Raw genomic sequence first — 23,858 nt, 5'->3', positions numbered from 1 at the left:
GCGGATCAGCGCCCTTCAGGCATGGTCGTCGAATTACGGATCAGGTCGCGTGTCGCGCGGTCGAAGCCGTCGAGCAGATGACGTATGTCCGCCTCGTCGAGTACGGCGGGCGGCGTGAAGCGCACCACGGAGCTGCCGCCCATCGAGTGGTTGGCCACGACACCGTGGTTGAACAGCTCGATCAGCAGCTCCCCGGCCAGCCCCGCCTCGGCGAGTTCGACACCGATGAGCAGCCCCTTGCCGCGTACCTCCACGAGGAGTTCGCCGAGATTCCGGTGGGCGATCTCGGAGATGGCGGGCAGCAGCCGGGCGCCCAGCTCCATGGCCCGGGTGACCAGCCGTTCCTCCTCGATCGCCCGGATGGCGCCCTGTACCGCGGCCATGAGCAGCGGCTGGCCGGCGAAGGTGCCGGTGTGGATGTACGGGTCGAGGTCGAAGGGGCGGAAGGCCTCCCGGGTGGCCACCACGGCGGACACCGGCGCCACCCCGCCGCCCAGCGCCTTGCCGGCCAGCAGGACGTCGGGGAGTATGCCCTCGATGTCGGCGCCCCACCACTCGCCCAGCCGCCCGAAGCCCGACTGCACCTCGTCGAGGATCAGGAAGCCGTCGTACTCGCGGACCAGCGCCTCGACCTGCCGGAGATAGCCCTTGGGCGGGATGATCACCCCGCCCTCGCCCTGGACGGGCTCCAGGATCACGCACACCTCGCCCGGGTGGGCGGCGAGTTCGGCCCGCAGGGCGTCGGCGTCACCGAACGGCAGGTGGGAGAAGTCCGGCAGCAGCGGCCGGAAGGGCTTCTGGTAGACCTCCTTGGCGGTGGCCGACAGCGCGCCCAGGGTCTTGCCGTGGTAGCCGCCCAGCATGGCGACGGTACGGCGGCGGCCCGCGGCCCGCGCGAGTTTGAGGCCGGCCTCGACCGCCTCGGCGCCGGACAGCGCGAAGTGCACCCGCTCCAGCCCGGTCGGCGCCACGGACAGCAGCGCCTCGGCGGCCCGCGCCACCGTCGGCTCCAGCAGGATGCGGGTCGCGGTCGGATGCGTGTGCAACTGGCGGTTGACCGCCTCGATCACCAGCGGATGCCGGGCGCCCATCAGGAAGACGCCGTAGCCGCCGGCGTTCAGGAAGCGTTCGCCGTCGCTGGTGGTGAGCCAGGCACCGGAGGACTCGACCTCCATATGGCTGCCGAAGAGTTCGGCCACGGTGGCCCGGCCCTTGCTCAGATGGGCCCGGTACAGAGCGAGGATCTGCGCCTCGGTGTCGGGGGCGGATGTCTCGGTGCTCAGAGCGGTCATGACGGTGCTCCAGGGAGGGTGAGGATCAGGAGAGTTCCAGCGGGCCGCCGGTGAACCACGAGAGCAGCGGCTCGGCGGCGGAGGACTGACCCGGCGGGTGGAAGGCCAGCGGACGTACGGACGCGGCCAGGCGGCTGTGGTCCGAGCCGCGGATGAAGTCGATACCGCCGAGCAGGTCCAGGGCCCGGTCCGCGGTCCGCACCAGAACGTGCTGCGCGGCGAACCGCGCGACGAGGACCTCGGCTACCGCCGCCTCGCCGGTCAGCCCGTCGCGTACGGCCCGGGCCGCGCCCTCCAGCTGGGCGAACGCCGACTCGCTGTCGATGGCGAGGGACGCGCGGTCGCCCTCGCTGCCGCGCCCGCGCTCCAGCACGGTGGCGACCAGCGCGCTGGCGGCGCCCGCGTAGCCCGCCGAGATCAGCAGGGTGAAACAGACGAACCCGGCGGTCTGGAGGTCGTCGAGCCGGTGCGGGTCCTCGGAGGAGGTACGGATCACCAGATCGGCGGGGACCGGGGTGTTCTCCAGCGCCACCTCGTCGCTCTCCGCCGCGGCCAGGACGTCATTGCCCCAGAAGGGACTGACGGAGATACCGGGGGCGTCGGCGGGCACCAGGGCCAGGGCGAGTTCGGGCCCGTTCGGGCCGGGGACGGCGATGCTCACCGTCAGCAGGTCCATCGAACGGGCCAGGCTGCACGGCTTCTTGCTGCCGGTCAGCAGGTATCCGTCCTCGGACGGGGTGGCGGTCACGGTGGGGAGGAGAATGTTCTGCTGGGTCTTCCCCTCCGCCCAGCCGGACGCCATGAGCAGCCGCCGTGGCGCGACACCGCCCAGGATCGCCATCTGCGCGTCCGTCAGACGCCCCGCGGTGCCCGCGAGGTCGTACAGCATGGCCGCGGTGAAGTGGTGCATGGCGGTGGCCGCCGCCAGCGACGGCGACAGCGAGCCCAGCGCCCGTTGCACCCGGATCGCGTCCAGGATGTCGGCCCCCAGGCCGCCGTACTCGCGGGGGACGAGCAGCCCCGGGCCCCCGTGCTCCCGGAAGAGATCGATCACCGGGCTGCCCGCGGACTCCCGCTCGGCGTAGGGGATGCTCTCCAGCGCCTTGGTCAGCCCCGGATGGTAGTGCTGGCACAACTCTCGGGCGTGGTCGAGGGAACGCACGGAAACCTCCGGTCGTGGGTGTGGACTCAGCTGCCGAAGACCGCGTCACGGGGGCTGACGCCCCGGGCGACACTGACCCCCTGGAGGTGCGAGGTCTTCAGCATCGGGTAGTTGGCCTCGCCGAACGCGCCGCCGGTCAGCCCGGTGCCGCCGTGGCTGGGCAGGTACGGCAGGAAGCCGATGTGCGAGTCGTTGATCTTCAGGAGGCCGCCGTTGCCGACCCGCTGGACGAACGCGTCGATGACGGTCTCCGACTCCGCCCACAGCGAGTTGCGCAGTCCGTACTCGTTGGTGTTGACGAAGTCGATCAGACGGTCCAGGAGGTCCTCGTCCCCCGCCGGGTCGAGGACGACGATGGGGAGCAGCGGGAAGAAGGTCTCCTGGCGCACCACGTCGTACTTCCTCGCGTCGGCCAGACCGTCGATCCGCAGCACGGTCGGCTGGAGGAAGACCCCGGTGTCGGAGGGGGTGCCGTCCACCTCGGCCCGGCTGCCGCCGGTCACCAGCCGCGCGCCCTGCTCGAAGGCCTGGCGCAGCAGGTCGAAGAACCGCTCGCTGCGGCGCACCGGGGACAGCAGGACGTCGGGGTCCTCCGGGTATCCGGGGCGGATGGCCGCGGCGCACTCGGCGACTTCGGCGATCAGCCGGTCCGCGATCTCGGGGTGCGCCAGCACGTAGTTGGGCACCATGCAGATCTGGCCGGAGCCGTAGAACGCCTCGCAGATCGCCTCGGCGGCCCGGGGGATGTCGGCGTCGCGCCAGACGACGATGCCGTCGTTGCCGGCCAGCTCCAGGATCGGCTTCTTGCCGCGGGCCACGCACTCCTCCTGGAAGCGCAGGCCCTCGGTACTGCCGCCGATGTAGAAGATGTCGTCGATGAGCGGGTCCTCCAGCCAGTGGTTCAGCGTCCGGCCGGGGTTGGCGCAGATGGCGTTCAGGACCCCGGGCGGTGCGCCGATCTCCTCCAGCAGCGGGCCGACCACGTCACGCAGCAGCCACATGGTGCTCAGGGCGATGCTGCGCGGCGCCCGTACGATCACCGCGTTGCCGGCCATCACGGCCAGCACGGCCAGCGCGGCGCTGGGCGCCGGGGCGTTCTGCGGCGGGTGGAAGGCGACGACACCGTCGGGCTGCCGGCGGATGATCAGCCGGCGGTTGCCGTGCGCGATCTCCGTGTGCATCTGCTCCCGGTACCAGCCGAGGCTCTCCTCGCTGTAGATCTGCAGCAGGCAGCTCAGTTCCCAGCGGGCCAGGCTGACCGGATGGCCCTCGGCCACCAGCATGTCCGTGAAGGTCTGCTGCTGCCGGATCAGTTCCTCGCGGAACATCGACCCCAGCCGCATCCGCCGGTCCAGCGGTACCGCGGCCCATCCGGGAGCGGCGGCGGCCGCGGCCTCACTGGCCAGCGCGACGGCGGTGTCGCCGGCGACGGCGCAGCGTCCCGCCACATAGGGGTGCTGAGCCAGCTCCGAGTCCGGATTCCGCTCCAGCTCCCGCTTCAGGCCGACGCTGGTGAAGACGTCCTCCAACAGGGAGCGTGATTCAACGGTATAGACCCATTCCTCGCTGTCGACATCTTTTCCCGCAATGTAGAGCTTGTAGCTCCGCGGTTTGCTGTCCGACACGCTTCTCCTCCAGGGGCCACATTTCTTCCGCAGGTTCTCTTCGTGAATTTTGTCAGTTCGGTCTGACGCCATTCTGACGTGGCCCTGACCGGGTTCTGACACTTATCGTGACCTCTTTTACAGTCAATTCGGGTCTGCTCTAATTCCCTTGTTCGGCCCGTTGGGCGCGGGGTGCGCGAGATGTTCTTACGCGCGCTGCTCGATTCGATTCGCCAAGGTCGCACCCGGAATTCATGCGGAATCTCCGCACGCGGCCCCGTCCTGGGAGAGCCCTCATGTGCGCACAGGCGATCACCCCGTACAGCAGGAGCGCGGCCGAACTCCGGCAGTCGCTGGTGCGGTTCATGGCGGCGACCTTCGGGGTACCGGACGACGAGGAGCCGGCCGGCCCGCCGCCGGTTCACCCGGCGTCGTCCACCGGGCGGCCGGTGGTGCGGTCGGCGAGGAACACGACCGTCGCCGCGAGCAGCGCCATGGCCGCGGCGATCGTCGCGAACAGCATCCCCGGGCCGCCGTGCTCCAGCACCGGAAGCAGTACGAACGGCAGTGCGGCGGCGGTCAGTTTGGACAGCGAGTAGGCCGTCCCCGACGCCTGGGCGCGGATCGCGGTCGGATACTGCTCCGCCAGGAACACGTGCGAGGCGCTGGAGAAGACATTGCTCACCAGCGTGTAGGTGAAGCCGCAGGCGATGACCATCCCGGGCGATCCCGCGAAGGCGAAGCCCAGACCGGCGAGCGCCATCCCGCAGGCCGACAGGGCCACCAGCGACCGCCGTTCGACCCGGTCCATCAGGGGCACCGCGAGCAGGGCCCCCACCGGGTAGCCGATGAAGGCGGTCGCGGTGAAGCCCAGGCCCTGGACGATGTCGTACCCCTTCGCGGTCAGCACCAGCGGGGCGAGGGTGCCGAAACCGTAGTAGCCGACCGTCGAGAGCAGGCAGAAGACCCACGACATCACCGTCCGGCGCCGGTAGCGGGCGGAGAAGAGCAGCCGCAGGAACGGCCCGGTCGGCCGGGCGGACACGGCCGGCGGCCCCTCCACCGGTGCGGCGTCCAGGGGCTCCCGCGTGTCGCGGACCGCGTGCGCCGTCTCCTGATCGGCGGGCTCGGCCGGCAGCTTGCCCAGCTGCCGCGCCTCCGCCTCCAGCCGGGCCGTCAGTATCTCGGCCTCCTCGTGCCGGCCGACCGCAGCGAGCCAGCGCGGCGACTCGAACAGCCCCCGGCGCCAGACCCACACCACCGCGGAGCCGGCCGCGCCGAGGGCGAACAGCCAGCGCCAGCCCGCCACGCCCAGGGGTTCGAGCGGCACCAGCCACATGGCCATCAGACCCACCGCGGGAACTCCGCAGAATCCGATGGTGTAGGCCCAGGCCATCAGCCGGCCGCGGTGGCGTGCGGGCAGGACGTCGGCCAGATAACTGTCACTGAGGGTCTGTTCGGCGCCGATCCCGACGCCCGCGAGGAATCGGCTGGCGATCAGCCAGCCGACGGACGGCGAGAACGCCCCGGCCAGCGAGAAGAACGAGTAGATCCCCAGGTTGATGAGGAATGCCGTGCGCCGCCCGAAGCGGTCGGCGAACCGGCCCATCAGGATCGCCCCGAAGAACTGGCCGAGGAACACGGACGCGAGAACCAGTTTCACGTCGGTCGCGGAAAGGGCGAAGTCCGCGCGGAGCACCTGGGACAGGGTGCCGGAGAGGTTGTTCTCGTACATGTCGAACAGCAGGCCGACGCCGATCACGGTGGTGATCCGGCGGTGCGTGGGCAGGACGGGAAGACGGTCGAGCCGTCTCGCGACCGACGTGGGCTGTCTGACCGCCCCGAGGGTGTCGTCGGACATGGTGATGCGCTGACCTTTCCTGCGGGAGGACTGCGGGAGAACCACGTGGGGACCACGGGGGAGACGCCGGGCGGCGGCACCGGGCGCGGGAGCCGGACGGTGCCGCCCGGAGGGGCGGGCCGACCGGGCACGGCGAAGCCCGGCGCTCGGCATCGATGCGCCCAAGCGCCGGGCCGGCGAGGGGAACCGGGTCAGGCGGCGGCGCGTTCGTCGCGGGCCGGTGCGCTGACCTCGTGCAGGAAGGTGGCGACCTCGCGGTAGGAGGCCCAGAAACCCACCTCGTGGTAGGGCATTCCGCGTTCGGCGCAGTACTCCCGGGTCAGCTCCCTGGCCCTGCGCAGGCTCTTCTGCGGCATCGCGGGGAACAGGTGGTGTTCCACCTGGTAGTTGAGCCCCCCGTAGAGGAAGTCCATCAGCAGGGACGGCCGGATGTTGCGCGAGGTCAGCACCTGGCGCGCCAGCCAGTCCAGCTCCTCCTTGTCGCCGTCCCGCACCTCCATGCCCTTGTGGTTGGGGGCGAAGATCAGCCCGAAATAGACGCCCAGCACGGCCTGTTGCACCAGGATGAACACCACACCGAGCAGCGGCGGCAGCACCACGAACACACAGGTCAGATAGATCGCGGCGCGCAGCACGATGAGGGCCGCCTCCAGCCAGCGGCGGCGCACCTCGTTCTTCGCCAGCGTCTTCACCGCCGTCCGCTGCATCTTGTACGACTCCAGCACCAGCAGGACGAAGAACAGCACCGACTGGTACCGCACGATGAACTGGCCGCGCCGGCTGCGGCTCGGGTACTGCTTCATGTCGAAGATCGCGGTCCGCCGGCCGATGTCCGGGTCCATCTCCAGGTGGTTGGGGTGGCTGTGGTGCCGGTTGTGGTGGTTGACCCACCAGCCGTAACTCACGCCGTTGACGAGGTTGGCGTGGACGTACCCCATCAGCGAGGCCGTCCAGTGGGTGCCGAACATGGACTTGTGACCGGCGTCGTGCCACATGAAGGCACTCTGCGCTCCGCACAACCCCATCCACACCGCCACCAGCAGTTGCAGCCAGCTGTCACCGAGTGCGAAGAACGCGGTGAACCCGATCGCGAGCAGCGCCGTGTTCAGCGCCAGCTTGCCGACGTAATAGCCGCGCGCCGGGTTCAACAGCCCTTCGGCCTTCACCCGTTGCAGCAGCTCCGCGAAGGTCGCCGAGGCGCCCACCGCGCCGGCCGGGGAATCGCCCACCGCGTCGGGTACGGCAGCCAGAGGCTTCTTGGAGTCCGCCCCCGAACGCTCGGCCAAGGCATCGTCGTGAGGTGATTGCATACCTCTTTCTCCTTGCAAGAGACGGTCCGCCAGAAAAGACGGGACGGGGTCTCATGGTCGGGCGGGGCCCTGACGGTGCACTGACCGGTCCCTGACCGGCCTCCCGCCCTGTTGATCCGGTCCGTCAGTGTTCCGTCAGCAGCACGTCAGAGCGGTCCGGCAGAGTGATTCTCGAAACCGGCACCCCGGAGAAATCCGGAGCCGGGATCAGGGAGAGGTGCCCGGAGTGGCTCATCGGGGACCGGCTCTGCCGGTCGGGTGGCTTGCCCGCCTTCGCAGGTTCGAATCCTGCCCTCTCCGCCGGACTGTCCTGCCGTCGCACCGCGTGGGTCCCATGCGGTGCGACGTGCCGCCGAGCCGCACCGCGCGTGATTCCACCGTGTGTGAGGTCGCGGCGTGCGCCCGCACGGTGCGGATGTTCTCGCACCGCTCGCTCTTCGACGGGAGCCTCGTTCTCATGACCACGTTCACCGCGCCGCCGCCCCGGCGTGCCGTCGTCATCGCCAATCCGACCGCGGGGACCATGAGCGACGGCCTCCTCGACGGCCTCCTCGCCCTGTTCGCGAACGCGCGTACCGAGGTGACGCTGCACCGTACGGAAAAGGTCGGCGACGCCACGGCCGCCGCCCGCGCGGTCTTCGAGCGGCGGCAGGACCCGGCTGTGGACCTGGTCGTCGCGGTCGGCGGTGACGGAACCGTGCACGAGGTGATCGAGGGGATGACCGGCGCACGCCCGGACCGGCCGGGCGACGGCCCCGCGCTGGCCATCGTCCCGGCCGGCACCGGCAACTCCGGCTACCGGATGTTCTGGGGCGAACGCCCCTGGCAGGAGAGCCTGCGCGAGATCCTCGCCGGCTCCGCCGGGGGCGCGGGGCTCTGCCGGCTCGATCTGGCACAGGTCACCGAGACCGGTGCGAAGGTCTTCCTCGGCGCCTGCTCCGGCGTCATCGCTGACGCGCTGCGGGTGGCACGCTCCGTACCGCTGAGCGGCCGGGCCCGCTACGCCCGCGCCTTCGCCGAGACGGCCGCGGCCTTCACGCCGTACCCGGGTCGGGTGACCGTCGACGGGACCGTGCTGCACGAGGGCGGCACGGTCCTCGCGAACGTCGGCGGCGGACGATTCCGGGGCGGCCAGTACCAGGTACTGCCACGCTCCGAGTACGACGACGGGCTGCTCGACGTGTGCGTCGTCGACGCGACGATCGCCCCGTCGCTCGTCCCCGAGCTGACCCGGGACGGAAAACACCTCGGCAGCCCCGGGGTGTTCTACGGCCGCGGCCGCCGCGTCGTCGTCGAGCGGCTGGACGGGGTCCCGCTCTGCTTCGAGCACGACGGCGAACTCCAGCCGCCCTCCCTTCGGCGCATCACCCTGGAGGTGCTGCCGGCGGCGCTGCCCGTCTGGAGCGGTTCCGGCGCCGCCGCCGGGCTTTCCACCGTCGAGTTTCCCACTGCCGGGCTCTCCACTGTCGAGACGGCATGACCGCGCTGACCGGCCTGTGCGACTGGGCCGCCGGACTGGAGTACGCGGCGATCCCGGAACGGGTGCGCCGGCTCGCGGCCAGCCAGGTGCTGTCGCAGACCGCCGCCATCCGCGCCGGACTCGCCCACCCCCTGGGACAGCGCCTGGTCAAGGCATTCGGACCGCCTTTCCAGGCCGACGCCCGGCAGAGCGCCTGTGTGCTCGCCGCACTGGGCTCGTGGCTGAACCTCGACGACACCGCCTACGCCGGGCACCTGTCCAACTCCACGGTCGCCGTGCCCCTCGCCTTCGCCCACAGTCTCGGCCTCGACGGCGCCGGCCTGATCACCGCGGTGGTGGCCGCCAACGAGTGCGCGGCGCGGATGACCGCGGCGGCGACCCTGGGCCCGCTGCGCGGGCAGAGCGCCGTGCACACCCATCTCGCCGGCGCCGTCAGCGGCCGGTCGCACTGCGAGGGCGTCGCAGCGGCCCAATGGACCGACGCACTCGGCCTGGCCTTCGCGATGCCCCACCGGCCGCTGATGCGGGCCTTCCTCGCCAGCGACGCCCGGCTCCTGAACGCCTTCACCCCGGTGCGCGCCGGCCTGGACGCCTGCGACGCCGCGGCCGCGGGGCTGCGCGGCGCACCCGACCTGATGGAGCATCCGGACGGCTTCCTGGCCGCCTTCGCCGACGTACCGCTGGCCGGCGCGCTCACCGACGGCCTCGGCAGTCGCTGGTACACGGAGACACTCTCCTTCAAGATGCGTCCCGGCGGTCCTGGGATCGACGCCGCCGTGGACTGCGCCCTCGAACTCCACCAGGAGCTGGGCCGTGTGGACGTCGACTCGGTGACCGAGGTGGTGGTGGAGGCGTCGCTGTACACACTGTTCGCGGGCCGCACGGCCGAGCGCTACGTCACCGGACCCGACGCGCCGCTGGGCGCCCTGGTGCTGCACACTCCCTACCCGGTGGCGACCGCGCTGCTGACCGGCCGGCTCGGGGTGGAGGACTTCGAGGGCCCCCGGCTGGCCGAGCCGGACCGCTGGCGGCTCGCCGACCGGGTCCGGGTGGTGCACGCCCCGGACCTCACCCGCGCCCTGTTCGAGTCGCAGGCCCCGTTCGGTGAGGCGGTACGTACGGCGGGGGACGCGGCGGGTCCCTGGCTCAGGGCCTTCGGCGGGCCCGAGACCGAACTGATCGCGCGGGAGGCGAACGAGGGACTGGGGCCGTCCGACTTCTCCCGGGCGACCAAGACGACCGGGGCCAGGGTGAGTGTGCGCCTGAAGGACGGCCGATGCCTGACGCGGGAGCGTCTCATCCCGCTCGGCGCCGCCGGGCCGCACACACGGGACCATCACGCGGAGCTGGTGCGCCAGAAGTTCACCGGTCTGGGAGGCGGAGCCGGCCCGGCGCGGGCAGCGGCGGGACTGGCCACCATGAACGCTACTGAGCTGCGCCAATGGTCGACGAAAGCGGTCGCCGCATGAGCACGCTTGGAGGGGATTTGGCATATTTCAATGGCACGGGGAGTGCACTAAAGTTAACGCATGCGTTACAACGAATGGCACGCGGTACGTAGCCAGAGCGTGGGAACCCTGTTGCGCGAGTGGCGGAACAGGCGCAGGATGAGCCAGCTCGAACTCGCCTCCAGAGCAGAGAGTTCAGCCCGACACATCAGCTTCATCGAGACAGGTCGGGCCAGCCCGAGCCGTAGCATGCTGTTACGTTTCGCGGACCAGATGGACATTCCCATTCGCGAACGCAACGTCCTGCTGGTCGCGGCCGGATTCGCCCCGTTCTTCCCGGAGAGCTCCTTCAGGGACGCCGATGATCTGAGCGTCGTGCGCGGCGAACTGCGCCGGCTGCTCGTCGCCTACGAGCCCAACCCTGTCTTCATCCATGACGCGCAGTACCGCGTCATCGACGCCAACCGTGCCTTCCACACCTTGGTGTCCGGCGTGGCGGAGCATCTCCTGCGACCCTCGCTGAACGTCATGAGGCTGACCCTGCACCCCGAGGGGCTCGCGCCCCTGATCCACAACTACCACCCCTGGCGGGCCCACTTGCTGGGCCGGCTGCGCCATCGGCTGACCATAAGCGGTTCGACGCCGCTGAGGGCCCTCTACGACGAGGTCAGCAGCTATCCGGTCCCCCCGGGCCGGCGCGATGAGGACGGCGGCGCGGATCCGGACGGCGACTTCCGGTTCCCCTTCGCGCTGCCGCTGCGGCTGGAACACGAAGGACGGGTGCTGTCGTTCGTGTCCGCCCTGATGACACTGAGCGCCCCCATCGACGTCACCGTCTCCGAGCTGGAGGTCGAAACCCTCCTGCCCGCCAACTCGGAGACATCGCAGGCGCTTCAGGCGATGCGGACGCGGATCACGCGGACGGAACCCGGTCGAGGAATCCGCTCACCGAGCTGATCCGCCCGTCCTCGGCCAGGGTGATCACATCGGAGCCCCCCGCCGGCGACGAGCCGTCGGCCGTCGACACCAGATCCCACGAGAACCGCGCGATGTGGTGGTTGCCGTCGACCTCGCCCTTGAGCCGGAACTCGAAGCCGGGGAACTGCGTGTGCGCACCCTCGATGGCAGCCTGGACGCCTTCGTGTCCCCGGACGTCCACCAGCGGGTCGGTGTACGTGCCGTCCTCGGTCCATGCCTCGGCCACGGCCTTGGCGATGGCCTCGGAGTCGGCGGCGTTCCAGGCGGCCAGGTACCGGTTGACAGCGGTGTTGTACTGGGTCACGGAGTGCGTCCCTTCGGAAATGACGGAGTGGACCGTCGTCGTGCGACGACGGCTGCCCCCAACTCTCCTATCGCACCGGTCGATCAGTCGATTACTCCCGAGGTAATGAGGAATCCGTGAGTCCGGGGAACAGGCCGTCCCCGGACTCACGGGCCGCCCGCGAGCAAGGCGGCATTGCTCCTCGCCGTCCGCGATCACTGCCGCCGTCCGCTGGCCGGTGGGCAACTCCGGCAGTTGAATACGAGAGCCCGCCAGGAGGCCGGCGGGCCGGGTGAAGAGGATGTCGGTGCCGGCGTCGCCGGCTCAGGCCCGCCGCCATACCGTGCCGCGCCTCTCGTACTCCAGCACCGTCTCCACCCGCTGGGCGAGCTGCGCGCCCACGAACCGCTCCACCAGCCAGAGCGCCACCTCCAACCCGGAGGTGATGCCGCCGCCGGTGACGAGGTCGCCGTCGTCGACCACACGCGCGTCGATCACCGTCGCGCCCTGTGCGGCCAGATCCGCCTTCGCACCCGCGTGGGTGGTGGCGTTGCGCCCCTTGGTCAGTCCGGCGGCCGACAGCACCATGACACCGGTGCAGATCCCCACCGGCAGCGCTGCCGAGGCGGCCAGCCGGCGCAACCATTCCTGATCGGCGATGAGCCGGTTCACGCCCGGCCCGTCCTTGTCCCTGTACCCGCCTCCGGGAACCACGAGCACGTCCGCCTCATGAGGCGACCATCCCCTGTCCACCCGTACCTTCGTGCCGTAGACACAGGTGACAGTGGCCGGCTGACCGGTCGTCACCATCGACGTCGTCAGCGCCCCGCCGCTCATCCGCCCGGCGAGCCCCAACACCTCCACCGGGGCGACGAAGTCCTGCTCCTCCACACCGTCGAACATCAGCACCTGCACACGCAGCGGATGCTCCGCAGACACCGCCGACGCCTCCTCGCCCATGGCCCCCACACCCGCTGCCGTGCCGAGGGACAGAGCCGAAGCGCGCAAGAACGTACGTCGTTCCATGACAGACCTCCCTGGATTCGTCTTCTGCATCAGATGTCGGCAGATCCGCGCGTCCAGTTCCCGGGCACGGCCAACTGGCGGCTGCCGAGGCCCTGTCATTCGCCGGGAGGTGTTCGGGGGCGGGATCAGCGCGCCGGGAACGGGACGGCCCAGGATTCGTCGTCCAGCAGGAGCCCGTTGGCCAGGTAGCTGATGGTCCGGTACCAGCCGGCCGGCACGAGGAACTCCAGTAGCCGGTCTTCTTCGTAGTGGTCGCGCAGGGCATTCCACGCGGTGGCCGAGAGGTGCGCGGTGTCGTGCGGTTCGTCGACAGCGTCGAGCAGTGCGGCATGCCGCGGCGGCCAGGTGGCGCCGGCCGTGGGGTCGGTGTCGGCAGTCGCTCGAAGGTGCTCCGGGCTGAGCCCCACCTGCTGGGAGTAGACGGAGGCGTGCACGCCCCATTCGTAGGAGCAACCGGCGCGGGCGGTCACCCGGGCGATGACGATCTCCCGGTCCATGTGGGGGAGGAGCCCATGGCCCAGCAGCCCGGCGCCCACGGCGAACATCCGGGAGGCCAGCTCGGGGTTGCGGTGCAGCACCCGGAACAGGGCGAGAGGCCGCACTCGACCTGCTGGGACGGCGCTGGACGTTGCGCATCCTGTGGGAGCTGAGCCATGCCCCGGCAGGCTTCCGTGAACTGCGGCGCCGATGCGAGCGCATGTCCTCCAGCGTCCTCAGCACCCGGCTCGGCGAGCTGGCCGATGCCCGCGTCCTCGCTCTGCGCGCCGACGGCTGTCACCTCACCCGACTCGGCAGGGACCTCGTCGACGCGCTCGGCCCGCTCGACGCCTTCCGCTCGGCGGGCTGCAGGGGACCGAGCACGAGGCCGGGATCGGCGACGACAAGGAGATCCCGCACCTGTCGGCCGCGCTGATCGCCAAGTACCCCAGCGATCTGCGTCGGCTCAACCTGCTCTAGAGACGGCGGGTGCCGGGCCCGCTCCACCGAGTGGGGAAATGCGCGGCGGCCGGGCTGCCGATAGTTGAGGAACAATCGTTCTTGACTGATCGTTCCTCAACGGAATACTGTCATGTCATGGGTAGGCCAAGGGCGTTCGACGAGGACAAGGTAGTGCGCGCCGCCGTGGATCTCTTCGGCGGCCGTGCGTACGACGGGGTGTCCGTCGACGATCTCGTCAGCCACCTCGGCGTACACCGCAACAGCTTGTACAAGACGTTCGGCAGCAAACGCGGCCTCTATCTGGTTGCCCTGCGCCGCCACCTCGCCGACGACGTCCGTCCCTTGGTCGACGCGCTCGCAGCGGCATCGGATGCCGCGACCGCGCTGCGGCTCGTCACGTCGGCCGGTCTCGGTCTGCTGCTGCTCGCGGCGGCCGAACGGGCACCGGTCGACGAGGAGGTCGCCGCCGAGGTGACGGCAGCGTTGGGCGCCGTCGACCAGGCGATCGCCGACGCGCTCGGCATTCCCGCCGACCTGGCCGCCGCTCTCACGGCCTCCGCACTGGGCATCCTCCTGCGCGGGAATCCCGACAATGTCGGCGCCGCGCTGTCCCAACGCCTCGATCCTCTCGCCTGACAAGCCTGACAAGGAAGAACGACATGGCACTGGTTCGTATCGACGGTGACGACCTCGTCGTCGTGATCGAGGGTCTCGACAAGATCTGGGCCCTGAAGAGCAGTCTGACCATCCCGCTGGCCAACGTCCGTGGCGCGACCGCCGACCCCGGCATCGCCGCCGATCCCAAGGGGATCCGCGCGCCTGGCGCCCGCGTGCCCGGTCTCATCACGGCGGGCACGTTCCATCGCGATGGCGAGAAGGTCTTCTGGGACGTCAAGAATCCGTCGAAGACCGTCGTGGTCGAACTCGCCGACGAGCACTACGCCCGTCTGGTCCTACAGGTCGACGACCCCCGCGCGACCGTCGCGCTGGTCGAGAACGCCCTGAACTGAAAGAGGTAGGCAGATGTTCCTCCACTTCGCGGCGGCCGTGATGGCATTTGCCGTCGTGACCACCGCCCCGGTCGAGGCGGTTCCCGCCCTCGTGCCCGCCGCCGACCGCGAGGTCGTCTTCACTGTCGACGGAACGGCGACGTACGGCACCCTGCATATTCCCGCGCATCGTGCCGGGCAACGGCTCCGCGCCGCGATGCTGCTGCCCGGCAGCGGACCCACCGACCGTGACGGCAACCAACCGCCCGCGCTCACCCCGAACACCCTGGCGCAGTTGGCTGACGAGTTCGGCGGCGACCGAGTCGCCACGCTGCGGTTCGACAAGTACGGCACCGGCCGCACCGGGCTCGGCGCCTACCACGACCACCCGGAAGAACTCGACTACCCGGCGTACGTCCGCCAGGCCAGGGCCGCCTACGCATTGTTGCGCGACCAGCCGGAGACCGACCCGCACGCGATGCTGGTCGTCGGGCACAGCGAGGGCGCGATGACCGCGCTGCTGCTCGGTGGCACCGTCCGCCCGCGCCCGGCCGGCCTGGCGCTGCTGCAACCGCAGGCGATCCGCCTGCTGGACCTGGTCGCGCTGCAACTGAAGGCCCAGATCGCCGAGGCGACGCGGCAGGGCCAGCTCACCCCGGAACAGCAGACAGCCATCGAAGCGGCGGTCGACGCCGCCGTCACCGCCGTGCGTGAACACCGACCGGTCGACACCACCGATCTGCCGCCCTCGATCGCCCAGCTCTTCGAAGCCTTCCAAGGGGTGAGCGGTCGGTTCGTGAACAGCGACGACGCCGTCTATCCGCCGGACACCGCTGCGGCACTCCGGCCGGGGACCAGGGTGCTGCTGACATGCGGTACGCACGACCCCCAGGTGCCTTGCGCCACGACGGACGCCCTGACCGCCGCCCTGCGCCGCGCACACGTCGGTGGACCGGGCCGGGTGACGCTGCCCGGAGTGGACCACCTGCTGCACGACACCGACCACCCGGACGCCTTCGCCCCGGCCGTGCTCGACGCCTTGGACCGGTTCGTGGAACGCTGAGGCAGTCCGGCGGCGCTCATGGGGCACACGCCAGAAGGCGCGCCCTGCGGCGGTCGGCGCGGCGGCCGTAGGACGGTGTACGTGTAGGGGGCGTATCAGGTGCGGTCGTGGAGAGTGACCTGGTAGCCGTCGGGGTCGGCGAAGGTGAAGGTCCGGCCGAAGGGCCCGTCGATCGGTGCGGAGACGATGGTGTGACCGTCGGCGACGAGAGCGTCGTGGATGGCCTGGACGTCTGTGGCGTGGAGCCAGATCGCCGCACCGATGCCGGGCTGGGCGACGGATGCGAGATCGGTGCCGGGAAGGACGTCGCGGAGTGCGAACGCGATCGGCTTCGTCTCGAAGACGACGGCGTGCGGAGGTCCGGCCTGCGAGCGGACGAGGCCGAGGTACTGCTCGTAGAACGCCTGCGAAGCGTCCAGGTCGCGCGCCTGGAGCGAGATGAAGTCGGGGCCGGTTGCGGGCATGATGATGCTCCTTCTCTTCATGTCAGATTCCTGACACAGGCCAACGTATGTCAGAATCCTGACATGAGTCAAAACGATGCCGGTGTCGACCTGGACAAATCACTGGGCTACCTGCTGAAAGAGGCTTCGAGCGCCCTGCGCGCAGCCATGGAGGAGGTGCTACGACCACTCGGGATGAGCGTGACGCACTACTCCTGCCTCGAACTGCTGGCCCAGCGGCCGGGCTTGTCGAACTCCGAGCTCGCGCGTGGCGCGTTCGTGACACGGCAGTCGATGAACGTGCTGCTCCAGGCCCTGGAACGAGACGGCTACGTGACCAGGCCCGCGGAGGCCCCCGTCGGGAAGGTTCTTCCCGCGCGGCTCACGCCCCGCGGCCGACGGAGCCTGGAGAAGGCGACCGTGGCGGTCAGGTCCGTCGAGGTCAGAATGCTGGCCGGCATGACCGAGGTCGAGCAGTCGGGCGCGTTCCGGATCCTTCAGGGCATGATTCATTCCCTGCGCGAGTGAGTGGAGCAGGGGACCGAAGCGTTGGAGGGCGTCGAGGCGTGCGCCGGGCAGATCGATTCGGTGGCGTGCCTGGGGTTGTCGGCGCCGGTTGGCGGCGGCTACCGCTCGGCCGGGTCTGTCCGACGGCGGCCTCGGTGTCGGACTGGCATGCGGTGTATCGCCTCCGTAGTCAACGCGGCCAACACCACAGAAGGTCGGACGCGGCCGCCGACCGCGTGTGTCTTCCGGGTGAAGTGCGCCTCGTCGGCCACCGGAGGACTCTGTTTCGCTTCCCGGGGTCACCCTTGACGCGCACCCTGACGCATGGCGGGTTGTGCTCAGTGCTCAGTGCTCAGTGCTCAGTGCTCAGGCAGACGGCGACGTCCGCCGTGCCGGACAAATCTCGGTCGCTCGTGCCGAGAGCCTGCGCAAGTGCGTCGAGGGTCACGTCGACGATGGCGCGCAGCTGCTCGGTGCTCGTTCCGGCTCTGCTCATGACGGCGAGGGACTGGTTCACGGCCGCAAGGTGGGTCGCGAAGGACTCGGCCGCCTCGTCGTGCAGTCGGCCGGCCTTCAGCGCGGCGCGCAGCCGGATGTGCTGGAAGCCGATCGCCTCCCGTGCGCGCGCCGCGACGCTCGCGCTCAGCACGGGGATCGCCATGACGGTTTGGGCCACCAGGCATCCGTCGGGGAGACGAGGGTCCGCGATGCGCTCCAGGGTGATGTCGAAGAACGCCCGTGCGGCTGCCAGGGGCCGGTCTGCGGCGCAGGACAAGGCGTCGTCGTACTTGTCTCCGTAACGCGTGGCGTAGCGCTCCAGGCAGCGCATGAAGAGCACGTCCTTGTCGCCGAGGGAGGAGTAGATGGAGCTGCGGTTGAGTCCGGTCGCCCGGGACAGGTCGTCCACCGATGTGTCCGCGTAGCCGGCCCGCCAGAACTGGATCATCGCGGCATCGAGCGCCGTGGCGATGTCGAACTGCTTCTTTCCCGCCATGCCGCGCCTCCCTCCTGCTCTGCCTTCTTGGTGGAGACCATCATCTCATCCTGAACCAATCAGTTCAAGATGAGGTTAGAGTGAAGGCATGGCCATGGCCGGATACCCCCGCGGACCTCACAGCGGACGGAGCGACACGCGCACCGCGGATCCTGCTGATCTCGTGTGTGCTGAGCGGCGTGGCGACCGGGCTCGTGGGCCTCGCCGTCGGCCGACGCACCGAATCAACCAGCACACCCGACACCTTCGGCAGACCGTCAACACACCTCACAGCAGTGGAGGAGAATCATGATTGAGCCCGCAGGCGCCCTCCGCGTCTCCGGCAACCCGGTCCGCGACCTGGCGCTTTCCGACCTGGCCGGTTTCACTCACCGTTGGGTCGACGCGGGCGGCGTCCGGCTTCACGCGGTCGAGGGCGGGCAGCCGGACGGTCCAGCCGTCGTGCTGCTCGCCGGGTTCCCGCAGACCTGGTGGGCATGGCGCAAGGTGATGCCGAACCTGGCCGACCGATTCCACGTCATCGCGATCGACCTGCCGGGCCAGGGCCACTCCGAACGCCCGGACATCAGCTACGACACGCACACGGTCGCCGCGCACGTCCACGCCGCGGTCCAGGCGCTCGGAGTCTCGGCATACTGGCTGGTCGCCCACGACATCGGCGCGTGGGTCGCCTTTTCCCTCACCCTGAAGTTCCAGAGCCAGTTGCGTGGCCTGGCACTGCTCGACGCCGGCATCCCGGGCATCACACTCCCCGACGCCATCCCGACCGACCCCGAGCAGGCGTGGAAGACCTGGCACTTCGCCTTCCACCTCGTGCCCGACCTGCCCGAGACACTGCTCGCCGGCCGCGAACGGGAGTACGTCGGCTGGTTCCTGAAGGTCAAGACGCTCTCCTCGGACACCTTCGACGACGCCGAAATCGAGCAATACGCCGCGTCCGTGGCCGCCGACGGTGGTCTCCGTGCGTCCCTGGCCTACTACCGGGACGCCGCCGAGTCGGCGCGGAAGAACCACGAGGTGCTGGAACAACAGCGCCTGACGGTCCCGGTTCTCGGGATCTCCAGCAGCCACGGCTCCATCCCCGACATGGCGGCTTCCCTCAGGCCGTGGGCCGACCACGCCACCGGGATCGTCGTGCCGGACGCAGGACACTTCATCCCCGATGAACAGCCCGATGCCGTCGCTGCCGCGCTGACCGACTTCATCACCGAAGACGATTGAGGCTGGGCGGAAGCAAGTGTGAGGACCGGTACCGCGGCTCGACCTGGTCCGCTCCACGGGTGACAAGCGTCGCCGAACTCCTCGCGCAAGGCGCTCCGACCCACACGTTCCGGTGACGCCGGATACGACATCACGTCACCTACCGCTCTCCGGGAGCGAGACAGGGCCGGGTCACGCGGCGGCGCGCCGGGAGGTGCTCCGGTCGAGGGCGGACAGGAACTCGTCCAGTGTCCGTCCCAGTCCTTCGGCCGCTGCCGGGTCGAGTACGACCGAGGCGTCCGGGCCGGTGGCGATGTGGCGGTCGAGGACGAACCAGCCCGGTGTGATGTGCGCGGCGCCCAGGGACGAGAGGACCGGGCGAAGCGCGTAGTCGATGGCCAGTACGTGGGCGGTGGAGCCGCCGGTGGCGAGCGGCAGGACCGTCCGGCCGGCCAGGGCACGCCGCGGGAGCAGATCGAGCAGCGACTTCAGCAGCCCCGAGTAGGCGGCCTTGTAGATCGGGCTGCCGATCACGACCGCGTCGGCCCGCTCGAACAGGTCCACCGCCCTGCTGATGCCGGGGTGTCCGGTGTCGGCCCGGAGCAGTGCCTCGGCGGGCAGTGTACGGGCGTCCAGGATCGTCACCGCGTGGCCCCTGGTGGCAATGGCGGGGTCGAGATGACGGAGCAGGCGGGTCGTGCGGGACGTCGGGGACGGGCTTCCGGAGACGGAAAGGACGGTGGCCATGGAGCACCTGGGGATCGTGCGGTGGAGGTACGGGAAGAGGAACCGCGTACCGGGGCGGCTTCCGCCGGACAGTCCGGGACTGCCGCCCCTGGTACGTCAGTTGGGGCGGCTGGCGGCCGTTGAGGTGTCCGTCCGGACGGACACCTCAACGTTGCCGCCGCGGCGCGGTGTGTTGTAGATGGGGCAGCTGCAGGTGAGCAGCCCGACGAGGGTGTCGGCCTCGTCGGGTTCGACGCCGCTCAGCCGCAGGTCCAGCCGCAGGTAGGCGTACCGAGTGCGGTCCTCCGGGGCTCGCTGGTAGCTGATGACCGCGTGGGCGCCGGTGAGACCGGAGCCGCGCTCGCGGGCGTGGATCTGGATGATGCCGAGGGCGCGGGAGGCCAGTGAGGAGAGCAGCAGCTCGTCGGCCTGGACGGCTTCGGCCGGGCCGGTGCGGGCGTCGGAGACGAAGTGGTTCGTTCTGGCGGTGACCAGGAAGCGGCCCTCGGTGTCGGTGATGCTGACGGCATCGGCCGGTATCTGCGTTGTCGTCGTCATCGTCCCTGTCCCGGTCGTGCCTGTGCGCCGTGCGGGGCGCATCGTCCGTGCGGCGCGATCAGGCACCCTTCCCGTGCCGCCGCGCGTGCCACGCCCCGGACTCGGGCGCTCCAGGCCGTCGGCGACCTCGGAGGCGGTGCCGATGAAAGAGCCCTCGGTCCGGCCGCCGTACCGCTTGCCCAGTTCGCGCAGAGTGAGGCCCTCGCGTTCGGTGATCTCCACGACCTCGCGGTAGTGGCCACTGATCCAGGCGTCCACCTTGCCGTTGGCGAACGCGGACTCGGCGTCCGCCGCCGCCAGGTTGACGTAGGACACGTCGTCCACGCGCAGCCCGGCGGTCTCCAGGTACTTGATGAGGCTGTAGGTGCCGGTGGTGCCCTGCTGGTCCGCGATCCGCTTGCCCTTGAGGTCGGCGGCCCCGTAGATGACGGCGGTAGCGAAGGAGAAGTCCACGCTGCCGGACTTGAACGCTTGCATCACCGGCAGGGAGGCGGTGAACCCGGAGGGCCAGCTCACGGCGGAGCCGCCGAGCGACTTGCTCAGGTCGGCGCCGCCGAGCCTGTAGCGCGGGGCCGCCGGAACTCCCGTCCTCCCGCTGCCGATCACCGCGTAGCGCCGATCAGACGGCTTCCCGGCCGGGACCTCAACACGACCCAGCGGACGGTCAACCGGGCCCTGTCAGTGGCGCGGGCACCGGTCGAACGGAGCATCGCAAGGCTGAAGTCCTGGCGAATCCTCCGCAGAGCCCGCCGCAGTCCCAACCACATGACCGCCATCGCCGCAGCCGTCCTCACCCTGGAGCGGCAACGCTGACGAAGCTCATTGCCGTTCCAGGGCGAGGACGGCTGCGGCGATGGCCGTCATGCGGTTGAGAACAGTCTTACGACCAGACGAGTCGGCCTTCGGCGACCCCGCAGACCGGGTAGCTTCCATCGGCGATCTTCGTCAGCATCTCCGCTACGGAGTCGAAATACTGGGCCAGCGATTCGTACTCGCCCGTGATCGTGATGTCACCCACGAACCACCTGCCGACACGCCCGTCCCGCACATCGATGAACTTTCCCATCCAGCCGTCCTGGTCCGACAGGAACGGGATCCACTCATTACGCCAGAACGGATTGTCCGGCTGGTCCGGAGGGTCGAATCCACCGGACCTGGAGCGGTTCGCGTAGAGCTTCTCAATCGCACGGATGCCCAGAAAGAAGCTTCCCTCGTCCGGGAACCCGTCGAAGCCGCAACACGCCACTTCGTCGTCGACGTCTTCCTCAGGCAGATCCGGATTGTTCCGCAACAGCCACGTCCGCAGGTCCCCGGGGAGGGTGACACCCATCCGTTCCTCGGCGGCCGCGAGCATCTGCTCCGTAGCGGGCCCTGGCAGATCCGCGTGATCGGCCGGCGCGTGCTGCCGAAGAAGTGTCATCACGTGGGACCAACTCTCAGCCACACTCATTGCATTCCGCCCTCTCCACATGGATGCACATGTCCGACTGCGCCACGACGAAGGTTGCGAAGTGCCGACCGGAGACCTTGCGGGGATGCTACTCCGAGCATGCCTCCTGTCCCCTCCCCTCGCCCTTCCTCCGGCCCGAAGCACAGGGCCGGCTCCGCAGCGAGGTGACCGCCCGCCAACTCACACAGACAACCGCCGTGCCTGACCGGCCCAGCCGAGGAGTCTCCAAGGCGACAGCGAGCGCCATGGCGTCCAACACGAGATACTGCAACGGCCGCATGTCGAGGCCCTCGAATTGAAGCTTCCCCCCTGATGGGACAGTTCGAGCTGATCTCTCCCCTGTGCGTCGTGAGGCCGTGCGGACATAGGGTGAGGCTTTCGACGAGGCGGCAGGGGGAGGCGTCATGGAGGTCACCGTCCAATGGATACGGACGTCCTGGACGAAGCAGTCTCGCGGTGGAGAGGCTGCGGCTCGCAGGAACGCGGCCCCGGTCGGCTTTCGTGTCCCGCATATGTCGCCTTCGGCCGCGCATGTAGTCCGCATGCGTGAACGCGACGGCTTCGACCCCTATGACGGCCAAGAAGACCTGCGCAAGGTCGACGTCCAGCTCCGAAAAGACGACGATCGGTTGCGAGTCCTTCCCCGGGTCCAGCCCTTGTCTGCCCTACCACCTCGGCCGCGACGGCCCCCGGCGGTACGCCTTGCCGCCGGGCAGTGGGTCCGCTGGCAGCTCAACTACCGTTTCAGCAGCGCGGCGGGGGTGCGGGGCTGGTCGTACTGGCTTGACACCTTCAACATCGCATACGGCCCAGCGGGAGCTGATGTGTTCTTGTCGCCGCCCACGGTGCTCGTCGATGAGCGAGGACCGGTCCGGTAGCCCACCGGGGAGGGATCACGCACTGGATTTTTGGGCTTTCTCTTTGGAATGGGCGGGTTGCCCAAGGTCCGCCGGGAGCTTTTCGACGCGGTCTCCGGCGCAGCGGTGTCGTTCGACTTCGGGAGACGTACTCACGGAAGCCGGCTCTCCGAGCGAAGCGCACCGCGCGGCGCCGATACTCGACAAAGCCGAACTTTCGATACAAGTCCAGCGCGGCCGTGTCGGTGTCCTTGATCTCGCGCAGAACGAACTCGTCGTACCTATCCAGCTCGATGACGTGCCGCATCAACGACGTTGCGACACCGCGCCCCTGTTGAGCGGGGGCTGTTGTGACGAATCCGATCTCCGCCAGTCCGTCGCGCGCTTCGGGAGGCGCTCCGAGGAACTGCGAACGGGCCACGAGATAACTGATACGACCGTGTATCGGACCGAAATGTCGAAGAAATTCCGATCGTTGCGGGGCGAAGCGCCGGCGATGACTTCCGCCACCCGGTCAAGGAATCGCAGGGCAGCGAACTAGCCGAACAAACACCACAAGGCGTTGAACAAGGTGATCCGGGGCATCCACGGTGTTGCCGAGCGCGCGAACGCCCTGCTGAAGGTCCCTTCAAGGCCCTGCGCCGCGTCAGCCTCGACCTGGCGGCGATCACCCGGATCGCCCGCGCCGCACTGGTCCCGCTCCGGCTCGAACACGGCCGCACCGCCTGACCATGATCACGAAACGTCAGGAGACGTTACCGGGAAAGGCTGCTCAACCGTGCTTTGAAACGGCATCGCCTCCAAGCTGCCACATTTCATAGTTGCCACATTCTGCTGTGATCTCGGCCATCGCCTGAGCCGCGGTGAAGAAATCATCGACCATCGGCGAGGTGCGCGATGCCGCCACCGCGAGACACACCTGGTCGGGTGCCAGATCCGGGATGGGCACATAGCTGATGTCCGGATGGGAGTAGAACACGGTCGCCGAACGGGCCAGAAACGAGATGCCCCGGCCGGCCGCGACATGCTCGAGCGTCTCGTCCACCCCGCGCACCAGGTACCCGGCGTTAGGGTGCGGGCGCCTGGTGGGCTGCGTGCTCGGGTCGGCATGCCAGACCAGCGGTTCGCCGGCCAGGTCGGCCTCGGTGACCTCCTCCTTGCCGGCCAACCGGTGGCCGGCGGGCAGCACCGCGACCCGCGGCTCGGTGTACAGCGGGGCGACGCGCAGGCCGGCCTCGTCGATGGGCAACCGCACATAGCCGATGTCGATGCGGCCGTCGAGCAGCATCGTGGCCTGGTCGCCCCATTCGATCCGCTGCACGTCCACGACCACGTCCGGGTGGCGGGCCTCGAACGCCCGCGCCGCCGGGATGACCGCAATGCCTGCCCGGAAGCCGACCACCAGCCGCTGGCTGCCGCGCGCGGCCACGGTCACCCGGTGGCGGACCGCATGCGCGGAGGCGAGCAGCGGACCGGCGTCGGCCAGCAGCTGTCGGCCCGCGTCGGTCAGCGCTACGCCGTGGCGATCCCTGGTGAACAGCGAGGCGCCGAGATCCTGCTCGAGCGCGCGGATCTGCCGGCTGAGTGCCGGTTGCGCGATATGTAGCTCATCGGCGGCGCGGCTGAAGTGCAACTGGTCGGCCACGGCGACGAAGTAACGCAATTTGCGCAGGTCCAGATCCATGGCG

Annotated in this window: 25 protein-coding genes, 1 tRNA gene and 2 pseudogenes; 13 read left to right on the top strand and 15 right to left on the bottom strand. The window is 69.6% G+C overall.

Annotation, left to right across the window (positions count from 1 at the left end; all coding sequences use genetic code 11):
• Positions 1-5: 5 nt before the first annotated feature.
• The 5 genes from OG627_RS01695 to OG627_RS01675 all read right to left on the bottom strand — a co-directional run bounded on the left by OG627_RS01695 (position 6) and on the right by OG627_RS01675 (position 7,229).
• Positions 6-1,292: an aspartate aminotransferase family protein gene (locus OG627_RS01695; RefSeq protein WP_329060662.1), complete on the bottom strand. Its 1,287-nt coding sequence runs from the start codon at positions 1,290-1,292 to the stop codon at positions 6-8.
• Positions 1,293-1,317: 25 nt separating this feature from the next.
• Complete coding sequence (locus OG627_RS01690; protein WP_329060660.1) at positions 1,318-2,454, bottom strand: acyl-CoA dehydrogenase family protein; 1,137 nt, start codon at positions 2,452-2,454, stop codon at positions 1,318-1,320.
• A 26-nt stretch (positions 2,455-2,480) separates the two neighbouring features.
• Entirely contained in the window at positions 2,481-4,079 is a 1,599-nt protein-coding gene (locus OG627_RS01685; RefSeq protein ID WP_329060658.1) for an aldehyde dehydrogenase family protein, read from the bottom strand.
• A 400-nt stretch (positions 4,080-4,479) separates the two neighbouring features.
• Positions 4,480-5,919 carry an MFS transporter gene (locus OG627_RS01680; RefSeq protein WP_329060656.1) on the bottom strand — a complete coding sequence of 480 codons (1,440 nt, stop codon included), beginning with the start codon at positions 5,917-5,919 and terminating at the stop codon, positions 4,480-4,482.
• A gap of 191 nt (positions 5,920-6,110) precedes the next feature.
• On the bottom strand, positions 6,111-7,229 hold the full coding sequence (locus OG627_RS01675; protein ID WP_329060654.1) for a fatty acid desaturase family protein: 1,119 nt from the start codon (positions 7,227-7,229) through the stop codon (positions 6,111-6,113).
• Between the two features lie 211 nt (positions 7,230-7,440).
• On the opposite strand from OG627_RS01675, the gene OG627_RS01670 reads away from it, so the two are divergent.
• The 4 genes from OG627_RS01670 (at position 7,441) to OG627_RS01655 (ending at position 11,114) form a co-directional block, all read left to right on the top strand.
• Positions 7,441-7,529, top strand: a tRNA-Arg gene (locus tag OG627_RS01670).
• Between the two features lie 157 nt (positions 7,530-7,686).
• A complete protein-coding gene (locus tag OG627_RS01665; protein ID WP_329060652.1) occupies positions 7,687-8,709 on the top strand; it encodes a diacylglycerol/lipid kinase family protein in 1,023 nt (340 codons plus the stop codon).
• Entirely contained in the window at positions 8,706-10,178 is a 1,473-nt protein-coding gene (locus OG627_RS01660; RefSeq protein WP_329060650.1) for an MmgE/PrpD family protein, read from the top strand. The genes OG627_RS01665 and OG627_RS01660 overlap by 4 nt, the downstream gene beginning before the upstream one ends.
• Before the next feature lie 60 nt (positions 10,179-10,238).
• On the top strand, positions 10,239-11,114 hold the full coding sequence (locus OG627_RS01655) for a helix-turn-helix domain-containing protein (protein ID WP_329060648.1): 876 nt from the start codon (positions 10,239-10,241) through the stop codon (positions 11,112-11,114).
• On the opposite strand, the gene OG627_RS01650 is transcribed toward OG627_RS01655, so the two are convergent.
• The 3 genes from OG627_RS01650 to OG627_RS01640 form a co-directional block, all read right to left on the bottom strand.
• Positions 11,071-11,439, bottom strand: coding sequence for a nuclear transport factor 2 family protein (locus tag OG627_RS01650; RefSeq protein ID WP_329060646.1), 369 nt, complete (start codon positions 11,437-11,439; stop codon positions 11,071-11,073). The two genes, OG627_RS01655 and OG627_RS01650, sit on opposite strands and share 44 nt — an antisense overlap.
• 303 nt (positions 11,440-11,742) lie before the next feature.
• Positions 11,743-12,444 carry a DJ-1/PfpI family protein gene (locus OG627_RS01645; RefSeq protein ID WP_329060644.1) on the bottom strand — a complete coding sequence of 234 codons (702 nt, stop codon included), beginning with the start codon at positions 12,442-12,444 and terminating at the stop codon, positions 11,743-11,745.
• Positions 12,445-12,569: 125 nt separating this feature from the next.
• Complete coding sequence (locus tag OG627_RS01640; RefSeq protein WP_443073600.1) at positions 12,570-12,989, bottom strand: carboxymuconolactone decarboxylase family protein; 420 nt, start codon at positions 12,987-12,989, stop codon at positions 12,570-12,572.
• A gap of 62 nt (positions 12,990-13,051) precedes the next feature.
• On the opposite strand from OG627_RS01640, the gene OG627_RS01635 reads away from it, so the two are divergent.
• From OG627_RS01635 to OG627_RS01620, 4 genes are all read left to right on the top strand, one after another.
• Positions 13,052-13,357: a winged helix-turn-helix transcriptional regulator gene (locus OG627_RS01635; protein ID WP_329072273.1), complete on the top strand. Its 306-nt coding sequence runs from the start codon at positions 13,052-13,054 to the stop codon at positions 13,355-13,357.
• Positions 13,358-13,518: 161 nt separating this feature from the next.
• Positions 13,519-14,019 (top strand): TetR/AcrR family transcriptional regulator, encoded by a 501-nt coding sequence (locus OG627_RS01630; protein WP_329060641.1) that lies wholly within the window; start codon positions 13,519-13,521, stop codon positions 14,017-14,019.
• A gap of 23 nt (positions 14,020-14,042) precedes the next feature.
• Positions 14,043-14,393 carry a hypothetical protein gene (locus OG627_RS01625; protein WP_329060639.1) on the top strand — a complete coding sequence of 117 codons (351 nt, stop codon included), beginning with the start codon at positions 14,043-14,045 and terminating at the stop codon, positions 14,391-14,393.
• Positions 14,394-14,406: 13 nt separating this feature from the next.
• Positions 14,407-15,435 (top strand): alpha/beta hydrolase, encoded by a 1,029-nt coding sequence (locus OG627_RS01620; protein WP_329060636.1) that lies wholly within the window; start codon positions 14,407-14,409, stop codon positions 15,433-15,435.
• A gap of 95 nt (positions 15,436-15,530) precedes the next feature.
• Here the strand turns inward: OG627_RS01620 and OG627_RS01615 are convergent, their stop codons facing one another.
• Positions 15,531-15,899: a VOC family protein gene (locus tag OG627_RS01615; protein WP_329060634.1), complete on the bottom strand. Its 369-nt coding sequence runs from the start codon at positions 15,897-15,899 to the stop codon at positions 15,531-15,533.
• Positions 15,900-15,962: 63 nt separating this feature from the next.
• On the opposite strand from OG627_RS01615, the gene OG627_RS01610 reads away from it, so the two are divergent.
• Positions 15,963-16,406 (top strand): MarR family winged helix-turn-helix transcriptional regulator, encoded by a 444-nt coding sequence (locus OG627_RS01610; protein WP_329060632.1) that lies wholly within the window; start codon positions 15,963-15,965, stop codon positions 16,404-16,406.
• A gap of 331 nt (positions 16,407-16,737) precedes the next feature.
• Here OG627_RS01610 and OG627_RS01605 read toward each other — a convergent pair whose 3' ends face one another.
• A complete protein-coding gene (locus OG627_RS01605; protein ID WP_329060630.1) occupies positions 16,738-17,379 on the bottom strand; it encodes a TetR/AcrR family transcriptional regulator in 642 nt (213 codons plus the stop codon).
• A 288-nt stretch (positions 17,380-17,667) separates the two neighbouring features.
• On the opposite strand from OG627_RS01605, the gene OG627_RS01600 reads away from it, so the two are divergent.
• The gene (locus tag OG627_RS01600; RefSeq protein WP_329060627.1) at positions 17,668-18,600 is read left to right on the top strand and encodes an alpha/beta fold hydrolase; all 933 of its coding nucleotides are present in this window, start codon (positions 17,668-17,670) and stop codon (positions 18,598-18,600) included.
• Positions 18,601-18,771: 171 nt separating this feature from the next.
• Here the strand turns inward: OG627_RS01600 and ssuE are convergent, their stop codons facing one another.
• On the bottom strand, positions 18,772-19,326 hold the full coding sequence (ssuE, locus tag OG627_RS01595) for an NADPH-dependent FMN reductase (protein WP_329060625.1): 555 nt from the start codon (positions 19,324-19,326) through the stop codon (positions 18,772-18,774).
• A gap of 96 nt (positions 19,327-19,422) precedes the next feature.
• Positions 19,423-20,469 carry an ABC transporter substrate-binding protein gene (locus OG627_RS01590; RefSeq protein WP_329060624.1) on the bottom strand — a complete coding sequence of 349 codons (1,047 nt, stop codon included), beginning with the start codon at positions 20,467-20,469 and terminating at the stop codon, positions 19,423-19,425.
• 15 nt (positions 20,470-20,484) lie between these two features.
• Between OG627_RS01590 and OG627_RS01585 the strand changes: the two are divergent.
• A pseudogene (locus OG627_RS01585) lies at positions 20,485-20,676 on the top strand (transposase family protein); the annotation flags it as partial.
• A 67-nt stretch (positions 20,677-20,743) separates the two neighbouring features.
• Here the strand turns inward: OG627_RS01585 and OG627_RS01580 are convergent.
• Entirely contained in the window at positions 20,744-21,283 is a 540-nt protein-coding gene (locus OG627_RS01580; RefSeq protein WP_329072271.1) for an SMI1/KNR4 family protein, read from the bottom strand.
• A gap of 434 nt (positions 21,284-21,717) precedes the next feature.
• Between OG627_RS01580 and OG627_RS01575 the strand changes: the two genes are divergently transcribed.
• A complete protein-coding gene (locus tag OG627_RS01575; RefSeq protein WP_329060622.1) occupies positions 21,718-22,191 on the top strand; it encodes a hypothetical protein in 474 nt (157 codons plus the stop codon).
• Here OG627_RS01575 and OG627_RS35410 read toward each other — a convergent pair.
• Positions 22,106-22,591 carry a GNAT family N-acetyltransferase gene (locus OG627_RS35410; protein WP_443073405.1) on the bottom strand — a complete coding sequence of 162 codons (486 nt, stop codon included), beginning with the start codon at positions 22,589-22,591 and terminating at the stop codon, positions 22,106-22,108. The genes OG627_RS01575 and OG627_RS35410 overlap by 86 nt on opposite strands.
• A 65-nt stretch (positions 22,592-22,656) precedes the next feature.
• Between OG627_RS35410 and OG627_RS01570 the strand changes: the two are divergent.
• A pseudogene (locus OG627_RS01570) lies at positions 22,657-22,899 on the top strand (IS5/IS1182 family transposase); the annotation flags it as partial.
• 43 nt (positions 22,900-22,942) lie between these two features.
• On the opposite strand, the gene OG627_RS01565 reads toward OG627_RS01570, so the two are convergent.
• Positions 22,943-23,854 carry a LysR family transcriptional regulator gene (locus OG627_RS01565; protein WP_329060620.1) on the bottom strand — a complete coding sequence of 304 codons (912 nt, stop codon included), beginning with the start codon at positions 23,852-23,854 and terminating at the stop codon, positions 22,943-22,945.
• Positions 23,855-23,858 lie beyond the last annotated feature (4 nt).

Origin of the sequence: Streptomyces sp. NBC_01429 (genome assembly GCF_036231945.1) — a bacterium.
GTDB lineage: Bacteria > Actinomycetota > Actinomycetes > Streptomycetales > Streptomycetaceae > Streptomyces.
This window is presented reverse-complemented; position numbering and strand designations above follow the sequence as displayed.